This window comes from Paenibacillus canaveralius (assembly GCF_047238265.1).
In the GTDB taxonomy this organism is placed as follows: Bacteria; Bacillota; Bacilli; order Paenibacillales; family NBRC-103111; genus Paenibacillus_F.
In genome coordinates, this window is sequence record NZ_JBDFMM010000001.1 from 2,700,310 (window position 1) to 2,719,274 (window position 18,965).

General features: G+C 52.7%; 14 protein-coding genes. 13 read left to right on the plus strand and 1 reads right to left on the minus strand.

What is annotated here, in order from left to right; all coding sequences use genetic code 11:
• Window positions 1-140 precede the first annotated feature (140 nt).
• From ABC395_RS12445 to ABC395_RS12505, 13 genes are all read left to right on the plus strand, one after another.
• Window positions 141-1,895 carry a PDC sensor domain-containing protein gene (locus ABC395_RS12445; protein WP_413003436.1) on the plus strand — a complete coding sequence of 585 codons (1,755 nt, stop codon included), beginning with the start codon at window positions 141-143 and terminating at the stop codon, window positions 1,893-1,895.
• Window positions 1,855-2,451, plus strand: coding sequence for a helix-turn-helix transcriptional regulator (locus tag ABC395_RS12450; RefSeq protein ID WP_413003438.1), 597 nt, complete (start codon window positions 1,855-1,857; stop codon window positions 2,449-2,451). The genes ABC395_RS12445 and ABC395_RS12450 overlap by 41 nt, the downstream gene beginning before the upstream one ends.
• 204 nt (window positions 2,452-2,655) lie before the next feature.
• Complete coding sequence (locus ABC395_RS12455; RefSeq protein WP_413003439.1) at window positions 2,656-4,281, plus strand: extracellular solute-binding protein; 1,626 nt, start codon at window positions 2,656-2,658, stop codon at window positions 4,279-4,281.
• A gap of 95 nt (window positions 4,282-4,376) precedes the next feature.
• On the plus strand, window positions 4,377-5,333 hold the full coding sequence (locus ABC395_RS12460) for an ABC transporter permease (protein ID WP_413003440.1): 957 nt from the start codon (window positions 4,377-4,379) through the stop codon (window positions 5,331-5,333).
• Between the two features lie 18 nt (window positions 5,334-5,351).
• Window positions 5,352-6,227, plus strand: coding sequence for a carbohydrate ABC transporter permease (locus tag ABC395_RS12465; protein ID WP_413003442.1), 876 nt, complete (start codon window positions 5,352-5,354; stop codon window positions 6,225-6,227).
• A gap of 12 nt (window positions 6,228-6,239) precedes the next feature.
• Complete coding sequence (locus ABC395_RS12470) at window positions 6,240-8,498, plus strand: glycosyl hydrolase family 95 catalytic domain-containing protein (RefSeq protein ID WP_413003444.1); 2,259 nt, start codon at window positions 6,240-6,242, stop codon at window positions 8,496-8,498.
• A gap of 26 nt (window positions 8,499-8,524) precedes the next feature.
• Entirely contained in the window at window positions 8,525-9,154 is a 630-nt protein-coding gene (locus ABC395_RS12475) for an SGNH/GDSL hydrolase family protein (RefSeq protein ID WP_413006736.1), read from the plus strand.
• Between the two features lie 182 nt (window positions 9,155-9,336).
• Window positions 9,337-11,214, plus strand: a complete 1,878-nt coding sequence (locus ABC395_RS12480) for a chondroitinase-B domain-containing protein (protein ID WP_413003446.1) — start codon at window positions 9,337-9,339, stop codon at window positions 11,212-11,214.
• Window positions 11,215-11,452: 238 nt separating this feature from the next.
• Entirely contained in the window at window positions 11,453-12,052 is a 600-nt protein-coding gene (locus ABC395_RS12485; protein ID WP_413003448.1) for a TetR/AcrR family transcriptional regulator, read from the plus strand.
• A gap of 248 nt (window positions 12,053-12,300) precedes the next feature.
• A complete protein-coding gene (locus ABC395_RS12490; RefSeq protein ID WP_413006737.1) occupies window positions 12,301-13,500 on the plus strand; it encodes an MFS transporter in 1,200 nt (399 codons plus the stop codon).
• Window positions 13,501-13,553: 53 nt separating this feature from the next.
• Window positions 13,554-14,420 (plus strand): proline iminopeptidase-family hydrolase, encoded by an 867-nt coding sequence (locus tag ABC395_RS12495; protein WP_413003449.1) that lies wholly within the window; start codon window positions 13,554-13,556, stop codon window positions 14,418-14,420.
• A gap of 169 nt (window positions 14,421-14,589) precedes the next feature.
• Entirely contained in the window at window positions 14,590-15,630 is a 1,041-nt protein-coding gene (locus tag ABC395_RS12500) for a helix-turn-helix transcriptional regulator (protein ID WP_413003451.1), read from the plus strand.
• Between the two features lie 196 nt (window positions 15,631-15,826).
• Window positions 15,827-17,302 (plus strand): MFS transporter, encoded by a 1,476-nt coding sequence (locus ABC395_RS12505; protein ID WP_413003453.1) that lies wholly within the window; start codon window positions 15,827-15,829, stop codon window positions 17,300-17,302.
• Window positions 17,303-17,325: 23 nt separating this feature from the next.
• On the opposite strand, the gene ABC395_RS12510 is transcribed toward ABC395_RS12505, so the two are convergent.
• Window positions 17,326-18,780 (minus strand): esterase-like activity of phytase family protein, encoded by a 1,455-nt coding sequence (locus ABC395_RS12510; protein WP_413003455.1) that lies wholly within the window; start codon window positions 18,778-18,780, stop codon window positions 17,326-17,328.
• Between the last annotated feature and the right edge of the window lie 185 nt (window positions 18,781-18,965).

Consider the following 18,965-nt stretch of genomic DNA (forward strand, 5'->3'; position numbering starts at 1 on the left):
TGAGAACACTGGCTTTTTTTATGCACCTTTACAAAAAAATCTTAAAATAAGCACGGTTTTCACTCCTCTTAGCGGCCGGGCTTTTCGGTATAATAGCAAATAAAGCGTTTACATGACGAGGTGGTGGAGAAGTGTACAGCATGAAGAAAATTCGTTTCAACCGGCGCAGCGTTATCGTAACCTGGCTCATTTCTTACCTGACCGTGCTGCTTGTTCCCGTTCTGATCAACGGCATTATTTATATGGTGACGTGGAATGTGGTCGAGACGGAAGTAAACCGGTCCAACGAGGCCGTAATCCGGCAGATGGAGCAGGCGATCGACAATCATTTGAAGGGCATCGAAAGGCTCAGCGTCGAAATGGCGCTCAACAAGCGGCTTGCGGGTTTTATTCATGCGGGCAGCCCTTTGACGGACAACGATCACTACGAACTGATCGGTATTGCGGGCGATCTCGGCGTGTACAAGGTGGCCAACGACTTTATCGATCAGATTTATGTGTATTACAAAAACAGCGATACGGTCATCTCTTCCCGCGAACGGACGGACAGCCGTGCTCTGTATGAGATTTTACGGGAAAACGAAAGGACGGGCTACGGCGAATGGAAATCTTTTTTCGATAAAAGATTTATCCAGGAGTACGCGCCTGTGACGCTTATGGAAAACGGCGGTACTGCCAGCGCCGTCTTGTACGCCAAATCGATTATTCTGGACAACCCGGATCTGCCGGGCGGAGTTATTCTTTTTGTGATTAAAGATTCCAAGCTTCTCGCGAATCTCTCGTCCGTTAATCACGCTTCCGTCGCCGTGCTGGATCAGAAGAACCGTCTGCTGGCCTCCTCCGGTCCCGGCCCCAGAACCGACTTTCCGGCTTACGGGGAGCTTTCGGGCAAAAGCGGGCTGATCTATAAAGAATCGTCCGGCGGGAAAATGGCCGTGTCTTATACGACATCGGAGCAGACCGGCTGGAAGTACGTGTCGATGATGCCGGCGGACATTTATAACGAGAAAATGAAGCATATGTCGATTCTTATCTTTGTGAATTTGTTTTTGAGCCTGCTGGTCGGGGGGATTTTGACGTTCCTGTTTCTGAAAAAGAACTACAGCCCCATTCATGGCCTGATCCGCAATCTATCCGTGCAATCCGGCGTGGCGTTCGATGAAGGTTCCAATGAATACGGTTTTGTTCAAAACGCGCTGAACAACGCTTTCGCCGAAAAGGAGATTGTCAGCCGCAGACTGATGCAGCATCGCGATGCGATCCGGTCCCATTTTCTGCAGGGGCTGCTTAAAGGCAGGCTCGATCCGAATGTCCCGGTTCACGAATCGCTGGCGGCTCACGAGATCGGATTCCAGTATGAGAACTACGCCGTCCTGCTGTTCCGGATCGACCAATTCGGAAAATGGGACGAGTCCGGCGGAAACAACGCCAAGAAGATCCGGCAGATTCATTTTCTCCTGATGAACGTGGCGGAAGAAGCGGCGGCGGCCGGAAGCTGTCGCGCGGTCACGACCGGCATAGATGATGTGCAGGCCTGCATTCTGAATATCGGACCGGAGGCCGGCACGGAAGAAATCGGGCGGCTCGCCGGGCAGGTGAGAACGTTTCTTGCGGACCATTTTCAGGTCCGGCTAACGATCGCGATCAGCGGAATCCATGCCGGGATTGCGGGCATTCCGCTCGCTTATCAGGAAGCGCTGGGGGCCATGGAGTACCGGATTGTCATGGGAAGCGGAGAAATGATCGCATACGGTGATCTGCCCGGTAGAGACGAGTCCGGCGAGGCGGCTTTCTATTCGTATCCGATGCATGTGGAGCAGCAGACTGATCAACTTCGTGAAAGCGGGGGACTTCGTGCAGGCGAACGCTCTCGTGGAGGAGGTTATCGAGCTTAATGTGGTTCGGAAAACGCTGTCCGTGCCGCTAAGCCGCTGTCTTCTGTTCGATCTGGTCGGTACGCTGCTCAAAGCGCTCGATGAAATCGGACTGCCCGGCAAACGGGAACTGATCCGTGAACTGAATCCGGCCGAACGGCTGGCCGGCTCGGAGACGCTCAAGGAAATGACCGCCGGCATGCGGGAGGTGCTCTCGCGCGTATGCGGATTTATCCAGGAAAGCCGTAAACCGGAGCATGACCAGCTCAGCCGGCAGGTAATGGAATACGTACGGCACAATTACAGCTCGGAAAATCTGAACATTACGATGATCGGAGAAGCGTTCGGTCTCACGCCTTCCTATTTATCCAAACAGTTTAAAGCGCAGACGGGCGAAGCGCTGCTGGACGTGATCCAGAAAATCCGTCTCGCGGAAGCCAAGAAACTGCTGTCGCAGTCAAGCGATCCGATCATCGAAATCGCCCGGAAAGTCGGCTATTCCGATATTAATACCTTCAACCGGATTTTCAAAAAATTCGAAGGCGTGACACCGGGCAAGTACAAAGAGATTTTGTAGGCTTCACCGCATTCGTTACCGGTTATTTATATGTTTTTTGCAGAGAGACTGCGGTTTTTGGAGCCTGCCGTGCAGGACGTTTTTCGGCAAATTGATGAATCATTCCGGCTTTTGAAGATATCTTTTGGGGATAACGGCAGGTCATACTGACACTGAGATGTGCGACGCAGCCGTGCATCCGTGATTTTGTAGAGGAGGGTTTACATGGTCAGACATTCGGGGATCAGAAACACCCGCTCGGGCGTCATCGTCGTTCTTGCGGCGTCGGTTATGCTGGCGGCTTGTTCGGCCGGAGGAAGAGGAGGAAAGGAAGGCAAGGAATCCGGGATGGACTCGGAACCCGGCAAATATCCGATTCATGCGGAAGAAACGCTAACTTCGTGGGAGCCCATGGACACGAACCTTTCCGCGTTCGTAACGAATCTGGCGGACTCACCGTTCGGCAAACAGCTTGAGAAAGAAACGGGCATCAAAGTCAAGTACACGCATCCGGCCGACGGACAGTCCAAAGACCAGTTCAATCTTCTGATCGCATCCAACAATTTGCCCGATGTGATCGAGTACAACTGGAGCGGCGGCAGCGGATCGTACCCGGGCGGACCGGAGAAAGCTATCGCCGATAAGGTAATTATTCCGCTCAATTCGTACATCGACAAGTATGCCCCGAACTTGAAAAAGCTGCTGGAAAAAGACAAAGAGCTGGACAAAATGATCAAGACGGACAGCGGGAATTATTACGTGTTTCCGATGATCCGTCCGGAGAACGGACTTGTATTCCGGGGACCCATGATCCGTAAGGACTGGCTGGACGAATTGAAATTGGACATTCCGGCGACGATCGATGAGTGGTACACCGTTTTGAAAGCGTTTAAAGAGCGCAAGGGTGCCGCCTCGCCGTTTTCCGCCTTGTATCAGAACGAGTTTAATATCCAGGACGCTTTCATCGGCGCTTATAAAACGGCAAACCGCTATTATATCGACGACCAGGGAAAAGTCAGGTACGGGCCGGTCGATCCCCAGTTCAAAGACGCGCTGACTCTTCTGCGCAAGTGGTATGCGGAAGGGCTGATCGATAAAGATTTCGCCCTCAACACGGATTCCAAATCCCTGGATACGAAAATGCTGAACGACAGCACCGGAGCGACGGTTCACCTCCTCAGCGGAGGAATGGGACGATGGATGGAAACGGGGAAGAAAAAGAACCCGAATTTCCAGCTCGTCGCCGCTCCGTATCCGACATTGACCAAAGGGGAGAGGCCGTTCATCGGCCAGCGGGATTTCAAGTATAATCCGGCGGCCAGCAAAGCGGTTACGGACGCCGCCGCTAATCCGGAACTGGCCGTGAGGTGGCTGGATTACGCTTACGGCGAGAAGGGCAGCCTGCTTTTCAACTTCGGTACGGAAGGGGAGAGCTACAGCGTTGAGAACGGCACTCCCAAGTTCACCGATAAAATAGCGAAGGACGGAAAATACACTCTCCAGCAGATGATTTCCCAGTATACGAAACCGAACGGGCCCTATCTCGGAGACAGCCGGAAAAACTTCAATACGTTCAAACAGCAGGACGAGGCTCTGAAAATATGGTCGGAAACCGATGCCGCAAAGCACGTCATGCCGCAGTTTCTTACGCCTACCGTAGAGGAAAGCAAAGAAATCGCCAAGCTGAACACGGCCATCACCAGCTACAAGGAAGAAATGTTTATCAAGTTTGTGATGGGCAAAGAACCTCTTGAGAAATACGACGAATATGTAAAGCGGATCAAGGAAATGGGAGTCGATAAAGTGACGAAGATTTACCAGGATGCCTTCGATCGCTACAACAAGCGCTAATCTCATATGCTTTGCGGCAGCCTCCGATCAGATCTGGCGCGTGCTTTGTGCATGTGTCCGGACGGAGCTGCCGATACGAACGGAGGGATTGTATCATGGCTGCCATAAATCAGGAGGTTTTAACGTACACGGCTGTCCGGAAAAAAGCCCGGCCCGGCCTCCTGCTCGATATCCGCAGAAATAAACTTCTGTATGTAATGCTGCTGCCTGTTCTGCTGTACTACGTGGTTTTCCACTATGCTCCCATGTACGGTGCGATTATCGCATTTAAGGATTTTTCGCCGAGGCTGGGCATATGGGGAAGCGAATGGGTCGGATTTGCCCATTTCGAGAATTTTTTTACCGGAGCCTATTTTTGGAGAACGATCAAAAACACGGTTCTCATCAGCTTGAACGAACTTGTTTTCGGTTTTCCGGCGCCGATCATTCTGGCTCTGCTGCTGAACGAGGTGCGGAACTCGATCTTTAAGCGGACGGTTCAGACCGTCACTTATATGCCGTACTTTATTTCCCTTGTCGTTATCTGCGGCATTATCAAAGATTTCACGGCCAGCAGCGGAGTGATTAACGATATCATCGCTTTCTTCGGCGGTGAACGCCTGACGCTCCTGCTGGAACCGGAGTGGTTCCGAACCATTTATGTGTCCTCGGGCATCTGGCAGCATATCGGCTGGGGAACGATCATCTATTTGGCCGCACTGACCGGGATTGATCAGGAACAATACGAGGCGGCCAAAATGGACGGGGCCGGGCGCTGGAAGCAGATGCTGAACGTGACGCTTCCGGGACTTATGCCGACTATCATCATTCTGCTGATTCTGGAACTGGGCCGTATGATGAACGTCGGTTTCGAAAAAATCATTCTCCTCTACAATCCGAGCACGTTCGATACCGCGGACGTCGTGTCATCCTACGTGTATCGCGTCGGCCTGCAGGAGTTTAATTACAGCTTCAGCTCCGCGGTCGGTCTATTCAATTCCGCGGTGAACTTCACGCTGCTTCTCGGTTCCAACTGGATCAGCCGGAAGCTGAACAGCACGAGTCTCTGGTAGGAAAGGAAGGAATGCCTTGTGAACAGACGGACTCTCTCCGAACGGGCGTTTGACGGCTTCAATATGCTTTTTCTGACCCTGCTCATGATCGTAACGATCTACCCGCTCGTTTATGTCGTATTCGCCTCGCTCAGCGATGCGGGAAGTCTTCTCGCGCACAAAGGGTTTCTGTGGAAACCGGTCGGCTTTTCGCTGGACGCCTACGCCAATGTTTTCCGCAATCCCATGATTTTAAAAGGGTACGCCAACACGTTTTTCGTGGTCATCGCGGGTCTTGCGATCAATATTTTGCTGACCTCGCTCGGCGCTTACGCATTGTCCCGCAAAAGTCTCGCTTACCGCAAACGGATCATGCTGTTTATCGTGTTCACGATGTTTTTCAGCGGAGGGCTGATCCCGTTTTATTTGACGGTCAAAGGAGTGGGGCTTGCGAACACCTTGTGGGCGCTCATTATCCCGACGGCGGTCAACACGTTTAACCTGATTCTGATGAAAACGGCATTCGAGGGCATCCCGGATGCGCTCGAAGAATCGGCCAAGATCGACGGGGCGAACGATTTCGTTATTCTTTTCCGGATCGTCCTGCCGCTATCGCTTCCGGTTCTTGCCGTTATGCTGCTCTATTACGGTGTCGGTCACTGGAATGCGTGGTTTAATGCCCTAATCTTTCTGCAGGAAAGATCCATGTTTCCTTTGCAGCTCATTTTGCGGGAAATTCTTCTGCAAGGGGAAGCGAATTCCAATCTGGGCGCATCCGAAGGCGACGTGGCTATGCTTACCGTCACGCTGAAGTACGCGACCATTATCGTCGCAACGGTGCCCATTCTGCTCGTTTATCCGTTTTTACAGAAATATTTCGTAAAAGGAGCTCTCATCGGAGCGATAAAAGGATAGGAGTGACGCTTCATGAAGCAATCCGTAACGGATCGTCCGCTTCTGGATCTCGATTGGCGGGCTTTTATGGCAGAGCACGATATGGAATGGGTCGTCAAACCGACGAGCTGGGATGAAGGCGCTTTCATTGGCAACGGAACGATCGGAGCAATGGTCTACGGAGCGGAAAATGTGAAAAAGCGGCGGACGCTGCGGTTTGTCATGGGCCGGACCGATGTAACGGCGACGCGTACGGACCGCGAAGATTTTAAACCCCGTGTGCCGATAGGGGAAATGAATCTGGAGCTGACGGGCCTGATCTATAATCCGACGCGGATGCGGCTGGATTTGTGGAACGCTGAGCTCAATGGCCTGATGACTACGACATGCGGCGAAGTACGCGTCCGGGCACTTGTGCACGCCGAAGAAGCGGTTATGGCAATCGAATTGGAAACATCGGAGGAAGAAAAGGAGGCTCGCCTGGTATGGGTGCCTCACTCCGAAGTGGACGAAGTGCTCAAGTTTGCCGACGGGATCAACGTGAATCAATACATTCCGGATACCGGGCACGAGACGTTTTGGGAGGATGGAATACCCTGTTCGGTCCAGCGCTTCAAGGAAGGAAAAGAAGGCGGCGAAGGATGCGTCACCGCCTGGACCGTAACGGAACGTCCGGAAGGACGGAGAATTGCCTTCGTCTCTGTCCGGAACGGCTGCTCCGGGCAGGCGGGAAAAGAGGCGGCGGAAGCCGTCCGGAAAGCGGCGTCCGCCGATTTCGGCGAATGGGTGGCCGCCCACCGGAAGTGGTGGCACGACTATTACCGCCAAAGCTTTGTTTCCATCCCCGACCGGCGTCTGGAAAGCTTTTACTGGATTCAGATGTATAAGCTGGCCTCGGCAGCCAGAGGTGACAGTGCCCTGCTGGACAATCAGGGTCCGTGGCTCGCGCCGACTCCCTGGGCCGGGAACTGGTTCAACATGAACGTCCAGATGAGTTATTCCCCGGTGTACGCGTCCAACCGTCTCGCGATTGGAGAGTCGATGGTCAAAGCGGTAGCGGACAACAGAGAACATCTGAGAGACAATGTTCCGCAGCCGTACCGTCACGACTCAGCCGGGCTGGGAAGAAGCGGCAGCTTTGACCTGCGCAGTGAAGTGGGCGAGGAGACCGGGAACTTGGCCTGGCTCTGCCACTGTCTCTGGCGGCAGTACCGCTATTCGATGGACGACCGGATGCTGGAGGACATCCTGTATCCCGTTCTCCGCGGAAGCGTCAATTACTATCTGCATCTGCTGGAGACGGGCGCGGACGGGAAACTGCACCTGCCTCCGACGATCTCGCCGGAATACGGCTCGTTCAAGCGGCTGACCGTCAGCGACTGCCACTACGACCTGGCTCTGCTCCGCTGGGGGTGCGAGACGCTGCTTGCCATAAACGCCAGGCTCGGGTGCGGCGACCCCCTCGCCGGCAGATGGCGCGAAGTGCTGGACAACCTGACGCCGCTGCCGGTGGACGAAAGCGGCTATATGGTCGGCCGCGGAGTTCCCCTTGCCTTCGGGCACAGGCACTTCAGCCACCTGCTGGCGGTTTTTCCGCTGCATCTGGCCAGCCCGGACCGGGAAGAAGAACGGGAGCTGATCGCCCGTTCCCTCCGGCACTGGCTGGACAGCGAAGGCGACCTGCGCGGCTTCAGCTTTACCGGGGCGGCTTCGATCGCCGCCACGCTGGGCTGGGGGGACACGGCCCTGCGCCTGCTGCATACCCTTCTGGGCATCGTCAAGCCGAACACGATGTACAGAGAAGCCGGGCCTGTCATCGAAACGCCTCTGGCCGGGGCCGAATCGCTGCACGATATGCTACTGCAGAGCTGGGGAGGCACGATCCGGATCTTCCCTGCGGTCCCGGAAGAGTGGAAGGAGGCCTTCTTCCACGACCTGCGCGCCGAAGGCGCCTTCCTCGTCAGCGCCGTCCGCCGCGGCGGGGCCACGGCTTTCGTACGGGTCAAGAGCCTGGCGGGGGAACCGTGTGAAATCCGGACGGGCTGGACGGGTACGGTGTATTGGAGGCAGGCCGGAGAGAACGCGCGCCATGCCGTGGAGCTGGCGGACAGCCGGGAAACGCTTGTGCTTCCGCTGAAACAGGGGGAGGAAGCGATCGTGTATCCGGCCGGCGAAGAACCCCGGCTGAGGATCGGACCCGTGGAGGGCAAGACCGGACCTGTCCGGTATTTCGGAGGCTCCAAGCCATGGCGCCTGCACGGATTTCCGTTCCGAAGCCTGCTGGAGGAGTAGAGAATGTGAAGGAGCTGACAGATAGAATGATCGGACGTGGAGAACTTCTGCTTTTTCAGGGAGACAGCATTACGGATACCGGCCGAAACCGGGAAAGTCATTACGACCTGGGCAAAGGTTATGTGGGGATGATAGCGGGCTTGTTCGGCGCCGCTTATCCCGAAAACGGAGTCACCTTTCTTAATAGAGGGATCAGCGGAAACCGCGTGAAAGATTTGCAGAACCGCTGGCAGCAGGACTGCATCGATTTGAAACCGGATTGGGTCACGATTTATATCGGGATCAACGATTGCTGGAGAAGGTATGACCGCAATGACCCCACATCGCTGGAGACATTTGCCGAGGGATACCGCCAGCTCCTTACGCGCACGAAGGAAGAAACGGGAGCCCGGATCGTGATGATGGAGCCTTTTGTGCTGCCCGTGCCGGAAGACCGCAAGGCTTGGCGGGAAGATCTCGACCCGAAGATCGGAGCCGTACGGGAGCTGGCCCGCGAATTCGGCGCCCGGCTTGTTCCGCTCGACGGCTTGTTCGCCCGAGCTTCCGCGGAAGCTCCCTCCGCCTATTGGGCTCCGGATGGGGTGCACCCCTCGGCCGCCGGCCACGGCCTGATCGCCAGAGCCTGGCTGGAAACGGTGAAGGTGAAGCTTTTTTAAAAGAAAAGAGCCGTTTATTCCGGATTTTGAGGAGCTTTTCCGGGATTTAAAGATGGCTTTCCCGGCATATTTGCGGTATACCGGAAGTAGAGTGCGCACTCTGCAACCTGTTTACCGGAAGGAGAAAGAAACCGCGAGTCAAGCCATGCGCCGAAAATACGTTCAAAAAAGGATGTGCTGTGATGAACGCAAGTAAACGTACTTTTTCGCTCATTGTGAGTCTTTGTCTGCTTCTCATGCTGGTTCCCGCTCAAGGTAGTGCGGCGGACTTCAAGTTTACGATCCCCGCTTCCTCCGTAACGGCAAGCAACGATGACGGCAACAAGCCGGGGAATACGGTGGACGGAAACCTGGGGACCCGCTGGTCTTCGAACGGCGACGGCCAGTGGATCTTATTCGATCTCGGTTCACTCCGCAAGGTCTCCTACATTAAGATCGCTTTTCTGAACGGCGATACGCGGACATCCACTTTCGATATCCAGACTTCGGCGGACAACGTCACGTTCACGAATGCCAAGACAAATGTGACGAGCAGCCTGAACGCGCAGCTTCAGACTTTTGACTTTACCGATGTGGCTTCGGCGCGGTATGTAAAAATCGTCGGACACGGCAATTCCGCGAATTTGTGGAACAGCTACACGGAGGTCGAAATTTACGGAGAAAACGCCGGCCAGGGAGGAATTCCCGTATCGACTTCGGCAGGACTGGCGGCTGCTCTGAAAAACGCAAGCGCGGGACAGACGATTGTACTGGCGGACGGCAGCTATACGGTAAGCGGCAGCAATACGTCGATTCTGATCGATAACAAAAACGGAACGGAAGCTAATCCCATTACGATCAAAGCCGCAAACCGGGGAAAGGCCGTTATTACGGGTTCCACTACTTTTGAAATCAAGAATTCGTCTTACGTCACGATTGAAGGCTTGAAATTTACGAATTCGGCCGACACGGGCGTTCTGCTGAACGGGTCTCACCATATCCGGCTGACGCGCAATCAGTTTGCCTTACCTGCGCGGGGCAAAGACACGATCTGGCTTCAGGTCAGCGGTGCGAACAGCCATCATAACCAGATCGACCGCAACGATTTCGGCAACAAAACGGACACCAATCCACTGATTGCTTATGAAGGGGATGGACAAGGGAACATTTCCCAGCACGATGTGATCGAATATAATTATTTTCATGATGTAGGTCCATGGGTCGCTAACGGCAAAGAAACGATCCGGCTGGGCTTGTCCAAAATTTCGCTTTCCGACGGGTTTAACAAAATTCAGTATAATCTGTTTGAAAATACGGACGGCGAACCGGAAATCGTTTCCGTGAAAAGCAGCAACAATACCGTTCGCTACAATACGTTCAAGACGTCCAAGGGCGGGCTTACTTCGAGACACGGGCATAAAAACAGCTTTTACGGAAATTTCTTTCTCGGCGACGGGGTAGAAACGAAGCAGGCAGGCATCCGCTTTTACGGGAACGATCATAAGATCTACAACAATTACATGGAAAATCTGACGGACAGCGCGATCATTCTGGACAACGGAAATTACGACGGGGGAACGGACGGTTATCCTTCGAATCCGAGCGAAGACGATCTGAAGGCACAATGGAGAATTTACCGGGCCCAGGTTGTGAACAACACGATCGTGAACAGCACGACCGGTATCGTAGTCGGCTCGGGCAAAGCTTTCACCCCGGTAGACAGCCGGGTAGCCAACAATATCGTGAAAAACAGCTCCGGTACCCTGTATAACGAGGCTGCCGAGACCAATACGGTATTCGAAGGCAACATCGGCTACGGAGGGACGGTAACGAACAAAAACAGAACGTCCGCCGAAATCTGGAATAAAAATCCGCTGCTGACGGTCGTGCAAGGGCTGCAGAAATTATCGGCTACCAGCCCGGCGATCAATTATGCCAAAGGCTCTTATTCTTTTGTCCAGGAGGACATGGACGGGGAAATCCGCTCGGTGAACGACGCCGGAGCCGATGAGCGTTCGAGTGCAACAAGCTTCACGAATCGTCCGCTGACTCCCGCTGAAGTGGGTCCGGATGCTCCCTGATTGTTAAGGGGAAAAGAAAGCGCCGCTGTCCGCAGACTGGCGTGACAGGTAATGGAACTGGAGCCGGCACGATTTGTGCCGGTTTTTTTTGTGGAAGGAAAGGACAAGGATACAATAAAAAGTTGCCTTAATCAGCCGATTTTGATAAGATACAGAACGAACGTTCAGTATTATTTCCGGGATACGGCCGGCACGTACGGATGCCGACAACGATCCGCGAAGGAGTGAAGAGGTGCGGATGAATAAAAAGCAGCTGCAAAGTGAGCAGACAAAAAAACGGGTTGCGGAGGCTGCCAGGACTTTGTTCGTCCAGAAGGGTTACAAAGCCACTTCTATCGAGGATATCGTGGAGGCCACAGGAAGCAGCAAAGGGAACATTTATTATCACTTCAAAAGTAAAGAAGGCTTATTTCTTTATTTGATCGACGAGTGGGAGCGCGACTGGGAAGAAAAATGGCGGGAAAAAGAACCGCTTTACAAAACGACGACCGAGAAGCTGCTGGGAATGGCGGAGCAGATGGTCCTCGAAGATCTGAATCATCCTCTGACCAAAGCGGCCGACGAATTTTTCAATAAGGAAGAAAAAACGAACGATGTGGAGGAACGGATCGCCGAACTGGTCAACCGTCATCTTGCGTTCAATCAAGCCTTGATCCGGCAGGGGATGGACAGCGGCGAATTTAATGACGCCGATGTGGAGCCGCTTGCCCTGATTCTGGAGAGTCTGATTATGGGACTGAGCCAGATGTCGCGGAAATCGACTACGAAGGAAGCGTTGGAGCTGTACCGGCTGGCTTTCGGCGTCTTCTTGCACGGAATCGCGAAACCAGGCCGATAAGACGGGTTGCCGCTAACGCTAAACGTTAACGCTAACCGCTAACGCTAAACGTTAACGCTAACCGCTAACGCTAACCGCTAACGCTAACCGCTAACGCTAACCGCTAACGCTGACCAAATTTGCGGCAGTTCGTTGGCGTCTCTGACATGACCAGAATACAGAACGAACGTTCAGTATATGAATAGCGCATGAAGCGACCCCGGATAGATAATTATACAGATAAAAAACTCGTGGAGGAGGGGATGGAAGTGGATTTGCTGCTTAGAAACAGAGGGGCCGTACTGCTTCTCATGCTTAATATTTTTCTCGTATTTACCGGTATCGGACTCGTTATTCCGATTATGCCGACTTATATGGATGAACTCCATTTGAACGGAAGCATTATGGGTTTCCTCATTGCCGCGTTCTCGCTGACCCAGCTTATTTTCTCGCCGCTGGCGGGCAGACTTTCCGATTCGCTGGGCCGGAAGAAAATGATCGTGGCCGGCATGGTCATCTTCACCGTGTCCGAGCTGCTCTTCGGCCTAGTGAGCTCGCCTGTCCTGCTTTTCGCTTCCAGAATGCTCGGAGGGATCGGCGCGGCGCTCATTATGCCTTCGATTATGGCGTACATAGCGGACGTTACTACGACCGCGGAACGGGCCAAAGGAATGGGATTTATCAACGCCGCGATCACGACGGGCTTCATCATCGGTCCGGGTATCGGCGGTTTCATAGCGGAATTCGGCATCCGCGCGCCTTTCTACGCCGCTGCGGCCGTAGGCGCCGTCGCCGCGGTTGTCACCCTGTTTATTTTGCCTGAATCGAAGCCTGTGGAACCTCCCGTCAAAGCGGAAGCGGTACCCGTAAAGAAGCAGAGCCTTACGACTCAGATGATGAGTTCCTTCAAGGAACCGTATTTTATCAGCCTTGTGATCGTATTCGTGATGTCTTTCGGACTGGCGAATTACGAGACGGTTTTCGGACTTTTCGTGGATCATAAATTCGGATTTACACCGAAGGATATCGCTTTTATCATTACGTTCGGCTCTATCTCGGGGGCAGTGGTGCAAGTCACGATTTTCGGCTGGATTCTTAACCGTTTCGGAGAAAGAACCGTCATTTCGGTCTGCCTGGCCATGGCCGGTCTGTTCGTTTTGCTGACGTTGTTCGTAAATCAATACTGGCTGATTGTCGTCGTGACGTTTATCGTATTTTTGTCGATCGATATTTTGCGACCCGCGATCGGTACTCAGATGTCCAAAATGGCAAACGAACACCAAGGCTATGTGGCGGGACTGAATTCGGCGTATACCAGTCTCGGGAATATCACAGGCCCGATCGTGGCCGGAATTTTATTTGACCGGAATTTGAATTATCCGTACGTGTCGGCTGCCCTCATTCTGTTTCTATGCTTCGCTCTGTCCCTGCGGGCAGGAAGAAGAGGAGAGGCATCCGGCATTTCGTAAAGGCGCGGGAAGCTTTATAATGAAATGAAGATAGAAAGCGGGAGGCATGCGGTATGCGGCATAAGGAAGGCTTTATCGAAGTACCCGGGGGCAGAGTGTGGTACTGCTCGCTGGGAGAAGGAGGCGAAACGCCTCTGCTTGTGCTTCACGGCGGGCCCGGCAATACGCACGATCCGCTAAAAGAAGCGCTGCACGTGTTGGCGGATGAACGGCCGGTTATTTTCTACGACCAGCTCGGAGGGGGTAACTCGGACAGGCCGGAAGACGCCTCATTGTGGCGGACGGAAAGGTTCATCGATGAGCTGGTCTGCGTCAGAGAGGCACTCGGGCTGGACGAGGTTCATCTGCTCGGGCATTCTTGGGGCACGATGCTTGCGGCTTCCTATTTGATCGAGCGCAAGCCGGCCGGAGTGCGCAGCGTTATTTTTTCCAGTCCTTGCTTAAGTGCGGCGCGCTGGAAAGAAGATGCGGACCGCTTCCTGGCTCAACTGCCGGATGAGGTCCAGGCGGTCATCACGCGCAGCGAGGAGCAGGGCACAACCGATTCGGACGACTACCGGGCAGCGATGGAGGAATACTACCGGCGGCACGTATGCCGGATCGATCCGAAGCCCGCCGTCATGCTGGAAAGCCGGAAGAAGGCCAATAAGGACATTTACATGTCCATGTGGGGACCTTCCGAATTTTGCCCGACCGGCAGTCTGAAAACCTACGATGTTACACCGCGGCTTCATGAAATTAACGTGCCGTCACTGTTCCTCTGCGGCCGGTACGACGAAGCGGCGCCGGAGTCTACGTTTTATTATCATTCGTTGGTTCCGCATTCGGATTTTCATGTGCTGGAGAACAGCTCTCATGTGGGATATGTGGAAGAACCGGATGAATATATCCGGATCGTCCGCGGCTTTCTAACTTCTTAAGCGGATTTTGGAAAAAGGACAGACTTTTCTCTGTAGAAGAAAGTCTGTCCTTTTCCGTACCTCCGTTAGTTCAGTTAAACGATTGCCGGATTTCCGAATCGGGTATTGGGTTTCTCCAGTGGCTCAACAGATTTATATAAAATTGTATTCCTGATAGGCATAGACTATAATGCAGATAATCTCTGGAACAATCAGGCAAGAAGGTGTCCATTTGACTTTACATATAGTTAATAGCGAAGTTCATAGTCTTTTAGATCAATTTACGGATCTGATTCACGGACAATCCCGGCATCGGGCATGGGAGCAGCATATTACGATTCCGCACGAGATCGGACAAGGTAGCATTATCAGGACGCGAGTCCGTTCCGGCATGGAAATTGTGATAACTGACTTGACCTATGAACAGGATATGAAGCTTCGTATTCAGGAGGCATGTCCGTTGTTTGAGCTAAGTTATTGCCTGAGTGGCGATATTTATTGCGAGTGGGAAGGAAAGGAAAGCCATACCACTGATTGGACGGGCAATGTGCTGTTTTTTGAGGATGAATTGGTATATGAAGAGAAAAAGGCGGGTGTCCGCAATCATATGCTGGAAATCCGCTTATCTCCGCAGGAGTTGCTTCATTATGCGGCCGATTTTACCGAGAAGCAGAGGATGGAATCCTGGCTGAAGCGGCATAAGGGCAGAATTGATAAATACCCGAATACGCCGGAAATTCATCGCTGTGTGTCGGATATGCTGAACTGCTCTTATGATAGAGCGATGAAACGGCTTTACATGGAGAGCAAAGCCATGGAGCTGCTCGCTTTGTTCGGGAAAGTAGAAGGTCATAAAGCGGAGCTTGGAAAACAATTTTTGTCCCGTGATGATCTGGAGAAGCTGGATCGAGCTAGGGAACTGGTGATTTGTCATTTCGAACAGCCGTTATCGATCCGGGACCTGGCGAGAAAGGTCGGACTCAATGAATTTAAGCTGAAGAAAGGTTTTCGGGAACGTTTTGGCATGACTGTATTTGAACTGGTACGCAAGCAGAGAATGGAAAAGGCGCTTTATTGCATGGAAGTACAGCGGATGAATGTCGGAGAAACGGCGGCGGCCGTCGGCTACAGCAATTTCAGCAATTTTGCGTCAGCCTTTCATAAAATGTATGGATATAATCCGAGCGAATACCTTAAGATGTTATCCCGTCGGGATGCCAAAACAGAATAGATTAGCTTATTCTTTTGAAAAGGATTTCGGACATAGCGATCATGTTCGGAATCTTTTTTTGTTCCTCCAACTCCTTCTACAGGTAGAAAAAATACTTTTACAGGTAGAACACCGGTTTATTTATCACTGATAATAATAATCAATTTCTCATGCTGATTCCCTTAATTTGACGCTGATTGAAAGGAGGAGATTAACCATGAAAGATCTGACTACCGCCTGTACAAGGGAACCCGGAACGACACCGGATGCCGATCCACGCCGCTGGATGGCTTTAGTCCTGATTTTGCTGCCGACGCTGATGATTTCGCTGAACACTTACATGATGCAGGTGGCACTTCCGATGATGCAGGCGAGCGTCCATGCCAGCTTTGCCGAAGCGCAGCTTATTTTTTCGGGATATTCGTTAGGGCTTGCCGTTGCTTTGATTCTGGGCGGAAAACTGGGTGACTTATATGGCCGAAAACGTATGCTATGGATCGGGGTTTCGGGTTTTACCTGCATGTGTTTGTTCGGCGGATTGGTAGCGAACCCGACTTTGCTCATTATCATTCGCATCATCCAAGGTTTATCGGCAGCGATGATCCAACCACAGGTTTTGTCCATTATGCAGAGTATCTTCCTCCCGAGGGAAAAAGGGCTGGTTTTTGCCATCTATGGGGCCGTTATCGGCATAGGTTTCACCCTTGGCCTGATTTTCGGCGGGTTTCTGGTGGACGGAAACCTGTTCGGCCTTAGCTGGCGGCTCGTTTTTCTGGTTCATGTGCCTTTTGGGCTGCTTGTGATGGTGGGACTGTCGGTCGTTCCCGAGTCACGCGGGTATTGCGAACCGGATATCGACTGGATCGGCATTGCTCTTGTTATGTCCGGATTGTTTTTGCTCATTTATCCGTTAACGATCGGGCAAAAACAAGGATGGCCGATATGGACCTGGAGATGCTTGCTTTTATCGATTGTGCTTCTGGTTCTGTTCGTGCTTCTGCAGAAACGGAGAGAAGAGGCGGGACGCGCGCCGTTGATGAAGCTTTCCATGTTCACAATAGGTTCATTCCGGATCGGAATCATCACGGAGGTAGTTGTCTATCTCAGCATGTTCTCTTTTTTCTTCATTTTAAATTATTATTTGCAGGCGGGACTGCAATTCGATCTTAAATCGACCAGCCTAGTTTTTTTACCGCTTGGCTCGGGATGTTTCGCCACTTCTTTAATGTCGGCGTGGTTGGTGAAAAGATGGGGAGATGCCGTATTAAAAACAGGGACGCTAACGATGGGAGCGAGCTTATTTATGCTGATTTGGTCTTTGCAAGCCGATGCCGCGCATTTCTTTCATTTTCAAAATCTATTGATTCTGTTGGTATACGGGCTGGGTCTGGGCATGGCCACAACACCTCTTCCCAATACGATTTTGAATCGAGTGCCGGCGGCATCGGCCGGAACCGGTTCGGGACTGTTTACGACTTTTATGTATTTGGCGAACGCTTTGGGTGTAGCAGGGATCGGCATTTTGTTTTCGGCCGCGCTTAATTCGACACTTGCCGAAGCCGGCCCGGGAGATTATCTCAGAGCTTTTTCCGTTACAACCGCCGCGAGCGGAGTGCTGGCTTTCGCCGCTTTTGCATGCATCTGCAGGTTTAACCGTATCAAAAAAATAAAACCCGGCGGACCGAGGTCCTGACCGGGTTTGCTGATGTTACGCGTTTACTTGACGGTGTAAGGGAGCTTGAACGTCCAGAGCTCGGTGCCGTTTTCCGGGGAGCTGCTGTCGACGCCGAAGTCGTTGTCGTTGACGATAACAAGCGTATTGCCGTTTACGAGGGAAACGCCTTCCACTTTCTCGTACGGATATTTGAAAGCGACCAGATCGAGCAATGTTCTTTTGGAAGGAGGGAGGATGCCCTGAGCTTTCAGTTCGGCCGGTGTCATCTGCTCCAGTGTTTTACCTGCCGCTTTGGTGTCATCGTATTTGCCCAGAATGTTGGTCGCATTGGACAGATCGATGGAATAAATGCGTTTGAGCTGTGCTTTGTCTCCCGCATTTTTGTCGCGCTCGTCGATAAGCAGTGTATTTTCGTCCACCACCACGAGGTCCGAAATGACGATGTCGGCCTGCTTCAATCCTTTAAAGCCTTTGGCGTCTTCCGCAACGTAAGCGAATTCGGCTACCGGCTCCAGCGTTTCCAGATTGAACTTGACGATACGCAGCTGACGGGAGTTGTCGGATTCCTTATTCGGGCTGCGCAGCGGGCTTTGCATTGCCATAAACATATAGCGGCCGTCCGGTGTGATGCCTACGGCTTCGGCGCCGCGGTTTTGGCGGAGCTTGTTGTAGACGGCCGGCAGCGTTTCACGGGCAGGAACCAGCGGCGTGGATACTTGAGCGGACCAGCCTTTAGGCACGATGCGTTCGATCAGGGTACCGTCACGTTTTACGTGAGCGAGGGAGGGACCGTATTCGTCCGATATCCAGAACGTATCGTCTTTAGGGTTGTATGCCAGGCCCTCTACGTCAAGGCCGTACGGATCGTATGCGAGTTCTTTCTCGGCTTTGGCGTCGAAAGGCACTTCGTCCCGTCCTTTGATGTTCGGCAGACCGCTGACGTTAGCTTTTCCGGTTGCCGGATTGATCCCGTTCAACTTAAGCGGAAATTGATCGAGAATGTTGATTTGACCGTCTTTTATTTCGATTTTGTAAATGGTCGGCGTGTAATCCACGAGCGGGAACGTACGGACGGTCGTTCCTTTCACATCGACTTCTCCGTTCGGACCGCGGTCCGCCGTTGTGTAGAAAACGTTGTCCGGATCGCCCGGAAGGTGGGTCAGCGAGGAACCGATGCCCATTTTGACGCCTTTGGCCAGATCGGGGGCATTCAATTTGTATTTGCCTGTCAGCGCAGGCTTGTCCGTCAGAGAAACACGGCTGCGGAACTCGTCCCAATCGACATACTTGCCGGTCGCTTCACTTAGGGCGCGGAAGGGCAGATACAGACTGCCGTCAATGTTCACGGCCGGAACCGACGGAGCCACGGCTTCCCCATTGTTGGTGTAGGTGACCGAATCCGCCGTAGAACCTTTCAGATCCGCGGCAAAAACGGACCCCGTTCCGGATACGAGCGTAAGTACTGCCGATGCGGCGATAAGCCAATTCTTTTTCATTGTTGCAGCTCCCCTTCTAAAGTCGAATAGTATGTATGAACTACTAAACCTGACTATAGCAGGGCTTTGTTAACGTTAAGTAAGTGTATCATGGAGAATTTGTAAAGGGGCGGCAAATTTATACGGCGGAAAGACGAATGTGATTTCTTGCCGGCTGTTGTTCTTAAGCTGAACAGGGAATAGGA